Origin of the sequence: Candidatus Rhabdochlamydia sp. T3358 (assembly GCF_901000775.1) — a bacterium.
In the GTDB taxonomy this organism is placed as follows: Bacteria; Chlamydiota; Chlamydiia; order Chlamydiales; family Rhabdochlamydiaceae; genus Rhabdochlamydia.
On record NZ_CAAJGQ010000032.1, the window covers coordinates 1 to 5,478 of the forward strand.

The following is a 5,478-nucleotide window of genomic DNA, read 5'->3' on the forward strand; positions in this document are numbered from 1 at the left end:
ATTTTTAGAGTAGGCTTTGAAAGACTAAAGAGATGCTTATCTCAGCCTTTAGATAGATTAAAAGAGCTTTTAGAGTACCTGAAGCTCTTACTAAGAAAAAAAACACGTTGTAGGTGTGTTTTAAGAGTGGTTTAAAAAAAATGTCCTGTACAGAGCCTTTAACCTCAGTGTTGAGTTTAATTAACTAAGAATAGGAAAGATAAGACAGAAAAAGCAGAAAGACCTCTTTATGTTGTACAAGTTTCGTTTGTCAAAAAATAACAATAAAAGAGGTCAGAAATGGAAAAGCTTATTGAACTGTTCAAAAAGTATCATCTCTTTTGTAGATGATCCACCAGGTGTGGAATCTGTAGAGGTTGTAGATTTGATAGACAGTGAATAACAATTATTCAATTGACAAAACGTCCAATATATCATACAATGAAAGAAAAAGCTTATACGATCTATAATACCCCAGATTACGACAAATGGCTGGATGAAGAACCAGCTAAGAGTCAAGTGCAGGTCCGCTCTAGAATAGCCAATATCCAGGATTGAGGGGCATTTCGGGGATCACAAGGAATTGAGTGATGAAGTCTGTGAGCTGAGGTGGAAGAACGGCAGACGTGTTTACTATGCCGAGATTCCAGAAAAGCAGATTATACTTTTACTGGGAGGAAACAAAAATGAAACTGAAAAAAGGTACTGGGCTTCGACAAAGTAATCCAAGGGAAGAGCTATTGGATGAAGAGTTGATTGGACGCGCTATTTGGGAGTGCCTCAAGAATGGGGATTCTGAGGGCGTAATTGAAGTGATCCGTATTTATCTGGAAGCTGTGAATAAGACGCAGATTGCCAAGGAAAATGATATGGCCAGATCAACGATGTATCATACCTTGAAAAGTAAGAACCCCACGGTGAAAACGCTGGCTAAATTAGTTCATGCCTGCATTTAAGCAGGGCTAATAAATAGAAAGTGCTCCTCTTCGCTTAGTCATTTAATGTGTGATCTGTCGTACTCATTCGCGATCGTTTGTGCAGTAGTGGTCCAAGAATGGTTCACGCTACTTAAGTAGCTATTCTCTATCAAGTCTCAACTTAACATAAATGCCTTCAAAACATAGTTATGAGAGCAATTTAAAAAAGTGGGGCAAGTAGGACTTGAACCTGCGACCGGCGGGTTATGAGGGCGCGGGAAGTCAATAACAATCAGCACTATCCAATCGCTACGGGTAGTATAATAAGTAAGGTGAGAGAAAAATGCTACCGGTTTTTAATGGTTGGTAATGGATAAATTGGTAAAACGTTGCACCGTCATTGCACCGCAGGTGTGAAGCTAGTTTTTCTCTTTAGGCTGAAAGATTCTCTGGTTTTAAGAAAAAGATAAAGATCTTTTATCTGAGCTTCAAAAATAATCCCTTGCTTAAGCAAACACCCTCTTGCAAGTTATGTGAAGAACATTTATAGATTTTTTTCACTTTATGTTAAAATACTTCTTTGCCATTATGTAATATCTTTTTATTGCTTTAATAAGCATGAGCTCTCTTTTAATAAGGAATCAAGGAGGTATAAATGACAATTTCTAGGATTTTCAGCAGCTTTTATAATTTATATCCACAAACAGAGGCACCTGCAAAAGCAGCAAAGATTCAGGTACCAATACAACAAGAAGCTCCAAAGGAGAGCACAGTTCACACCTGGAACTTAGTAAACGGGGATAAGGCACATCTCATATGCAATAATGGTAAACTTGAATGCCATTTTATAACTAACAATGGTGCTATTACTATAAATGATATTGATCCTCCTGCTTCCTTTACCCAGGAACAAGCAATTCACTTTTTATTGGAATTATGCCCTAGCCTCTCAGAAAGCAATTGTGTTGAATTCATAGAATATGGAAAAGAAATCCATACTTGGCATTTAAAGGATGGTCGTAAAGCTCATCTTACCCGCAGTAACGATCAACTTGAGTGTTACATTATAAACGATAAAGAAACCATCATAAGCCAGATCAATCCGCCTGATTGGCTTACCCCAGAAGAAGCAATTAATCGCTTATTAGAAATGTATCCGATCCTTCACGAAGATAACTCTGTTGCATTTATAGAGAACCAAGAAGAGCTGCACACTTGGGAAGTAAAATATGAAAATCCTGTTACTCTTTTTCGTGTAGGTGAAGAAATATGGTATAAAACAACATATGCAGGGAATGCTATTGTAAAAAAATTTTCAATTCCAGGTGAATTATCCTTATCAGAAGGAATAGAGTGGATAAAAGAAAGGTATCCTCATGTTTATCCTAGAAAAGAACAAAGTGGAGAGAAAAGCTGTTATGTCAAATTTAAGGAAAAGGTAATAGACCAAAAGAGTGTCTTAGATGAAAAGCTTCTTTTAGATATGAATCATTGGTGTGTCACCTTAATGAATGCCGATAATAGCAATGAGTGTCCTTGTACCTGGATGGGACATGCATCGCTTGTGATTGAGACGGTCGAAGAAGAAGGATATTTTATTAGAAGTGCGCACCTTACAAAAACATCAGAAGGGAAGGCCGATATTATTTTTTCTGAGGTCCCTCGAAAAAAGCTAATAGATTGGGCAGAAAAAGTTTCAAAAAGTGAAACATGGACCAGACCTAAGGAAAATATTCAGAAGATGATAGATCAAATCTATAGAGAAATTATTGCTCAAAGAAATGAAGATCCAATGGTGTTTTTTAGACTTGATGCTGGTAGATTAGGAGAACTGTGGGCTGCATTTGTAAGAGTACTGCAAGAAAACCGACCATTGGAAATAGAAGAAATTCTTCGTCAAAGAGAGGTTGTCCGTTATGTTATGGGCATGGAAGGAAGAATGCAAGCATTCTATAATTGTATAGAATATTCTCGTAGGAATTTATCCTTAACAGAGGTACAAATGCCTGTACCGCAAAGAGGTTTACTTAGCAATATTGTTTTACCAACACCCGTTCTCTATGTGGGATCTAGGATTAAAGCAGTAACCCAAGAAGCAAGTTTGGCTGCTTTATGGGTTGGAGGGCATGTAGGAATGCATGCGCTGCTACAATCTCTTTTTCCTTCAGTGTCAAATCTTAATTTGATTAGAGAGGTTGCCTTGCCTGCTCTAATCCGACTTGCTTACACATATAATAGAGAACAAGATAACCAATAAGAGTAAAAAAATATGACTATAAGTTTGCAAACTGCATTACATAATATTCAAACCTATCAAGAACTATTGCCTATCGCTAAAAAGCTTCATGCAGGACTTTCTTCTTGGGGCTGTCAATACGCTGCTATTATCGATCAAGCATCGATGCATCAGGGCACGATTCCCATTGGTGCTGTCGCAGAGAAAGTCATGAAGATTAGACAAAGAATAGAGCAAAATGTCATCAAGTTCACTCCAGAAGAAAAGAATGCTGTTACTTTGTTATCTAAGGAGGTTTCTCGTTTATATAGAGAAGATAGAGCTAATTGTGAACAAGCAGATACATTAACGACTATATATAGACTTGTCATGAGTATGATTTTCTGGGTCAATCATCACTCTAAATGGCTTTCTTATGAAAAACAGTTACAACAACCTTTATCGATAAAGTTAACAACGGCAATAGATAAAGCCCAAAACTATCAGGAACTATTAGCTGCTACTGAGCATCTAGATGCGGGCCTTACTTGGTGGGGATTTCAATATGCTTATGATAAAAGAATTCCTCCATCCGCTAATCAAGAAGCGATCTATACCGGAATGATTAGAATCGGTTCTATGGCAGAAAAAGCTATAAAAATTAGAGAGAAAATGAAGCAAAATGGCATAGGATTTAACACGGATGAAAAGAAAAGTGTTCTTTTGTTTTGTAGGAAGATTTTTCTTATATACGAGAAAGATATAGACAATTGTGATCAAGCTAACAGATTCACGACAGTATGTAGATTGGTTATGAAAGTGATTTTTTGGATGAATCATCAATATAAATGGGGAAGACTTTATGAAATAGCACGAAAAGAAGATGTAATAACCTGTTCAGAAGAGTTATCAACAGACCTACCTGGATCTGAATACGAACCTGTTAAGTTACCAAAAGAAGAAAAGTTCAAATATACGCAGTGGGAGTAAGCGTCTAATTTAGGCCATATTCCCAAAGATTGCAGCTCAAGTTAACATGAATGCTGGCCCATTCAACACGGAAGTGTGACAAATAGATTAAAATTTAAAGTGGTCAGAAGATGGTCACAAATCCTATGGTATTTTTAAGGAAAAAAGAAACCAAAGGAGGAGTGAATGCCCAATGTCGTCAAATTAAAAAAAATTCACAAACCTCGTGCCCTGTTCATAGGGTGCTTCCTTAAGGGTTTTTCGAGTATGGACCAGACCTAAGGAAAATATTCAGAAGATGATAGATCAAATGTCTATTGATAAAAATTTTTTTATATAAGTGTCAGACTGAATAGTACAGTTATTATGCATTAAAGACCACGGGGTCTATAACAGACCCCGAATACAGTTTATTTAAATCTGCGATTTACTGTACGTGAAATACAGGAATCTTCGCTCCCATAGCACCAGTTTGATTCAATTACTTTGTTTGCAACGTTTTGAGTTTTGTCTTTTACTTGAGTTGCAGTAAAACCAACAACGGCTTGCACTGTTTGCCTTGGAACCTGTGGGCATTTATTTGCAACGGCTTGTTCTACTTTTGGAGTTACTGTCTCTTGAACCTTTGTCAAGGCATAATCAGTTACATTCTTTGTAAAATTTATTTGTTCTTGCTGTCTAGGATTTCTAGCCCAGTTAACCCCTGCTAAGTTTCTTCCATTTTCAATAGGAAAAGCCATGATTCATCTCCGTGTTTAATTTTTCTTGAAGCACCTTCTCATAATAGTCTAAAAAGACTACTTTTGATATAAAGTGAGCTTTAATTATATAGTATTTAATTCATTAAAGTCGAGTAACATTTAGTTCTCTTGAGTATTTATAAGCATGTTTTTTAAGTACATTTCTTTCTAAAAAATTGCACCAAGCAAATTGCTTTATTCTTTCGTTTTTGGAAGAAACGCAGCTTATTAGGAAAACCTGTGCAATCTTTCTCTGTATTCTAAAAATCGCTTTAATCAAAACTGCAGTTATCTGCGGCTTTAAATTGATTGCAACAAGCTTTTGCATTAAGGGTAATAGTGCCATTTAGGTTCGCCGACCGTTGGACCATATTCGACAATACCAACAAAGAGCTTAGTTCTATAACCCCAATGTTGAGTTTAATTAACTAAGAATAGGAAAGATAAGACAAAAAAACAGTGTAAAAAAGACCTCTTAATGTTGTGCAAGTTTCGTTTGAGAAAAAACAACAACAAAAGAGGTCAAAAATGGAAACGCTTATTGAATTATACTGCTCTGTGGATGATTTTTGGAAGGATTTCAACAAGCAATGGGAGCAACATTTAATTACCAAAGGCAAATCTCTAAGAGGACCTAAAGCAGAAATGTCTATTCCTG

At 36.4% G+C, this 5,478-nt stretch carries 4 protein-coding genes and 1 pseudogene; 4 read left to right on the plus strand and 1 reads right to left on the minus strand.

Annotation, left to right across the window (positions count from 1 at the left end):
- The first annotated feature begins 614 nt into the window (after positions 1–614).
- The 3 genes from RHTP_RS07545 to RHTP_RS07555 all read left to right on the plus strand — a co-directional run bounded on the left by RHTP_RS07545 (position 615) and on the right by RHTP_RS07555 (position 4,101).
- Entirely contained in the window at positions 615–935 is a 321-nt protein-coding gene (locus RHTP_RS07545) for a helix-turn-helix domain-containing transcriptional regulator (RefSeq protein ID WP_138107513.1), read from the plus strand.
- 616 nt (positions 936–1,551) lie between these two features.
- A complete protein-coding gene (locus RHTP_RS07550) occupies positions 1,552–3,153 on the plus strand; it encodes a hypothetical protein (RefSeq protein WP_138107514.1) in 1,602 nt (533 codons plus the stop codon).
- 12 nt (positions 3,154–3,165) lie between these two features.
- Entirely contained in the window at positions 3,166–4,101 is a 936-nt protein-coding gene (locus tag RHTP_RS07555; protein ID WP_138107515.1) for a hypothetical protein, read from the plus strand.
- Between the two features lie 389 nt (positions 4,102–4,490).
- On the opposite strand, the gene RHTP_RS07560 is transcribed toward RHTP_RS07555, so the two are convergent.
- Positions 4,491–4,820, minus strand: a complete 330-nt coding sequence (locus RHTP_RS07560) for a hypothetical protein (protein WP_138107516.1) — start codon at positions 4,818–4,820, stop codon at positions 4,491–4,493.
- Positions 4,821–5,348: 528 nt separating this feature from the next.
- Between RHTP_RS07560 and RHTP_RS09020 the strand changes: the two are divergent.
- A pseudogene (locus RHTP_RS09020) lies at positions 5,349–5,478 on the plus strand (IS982 family transposase); the annotation flags it as partial.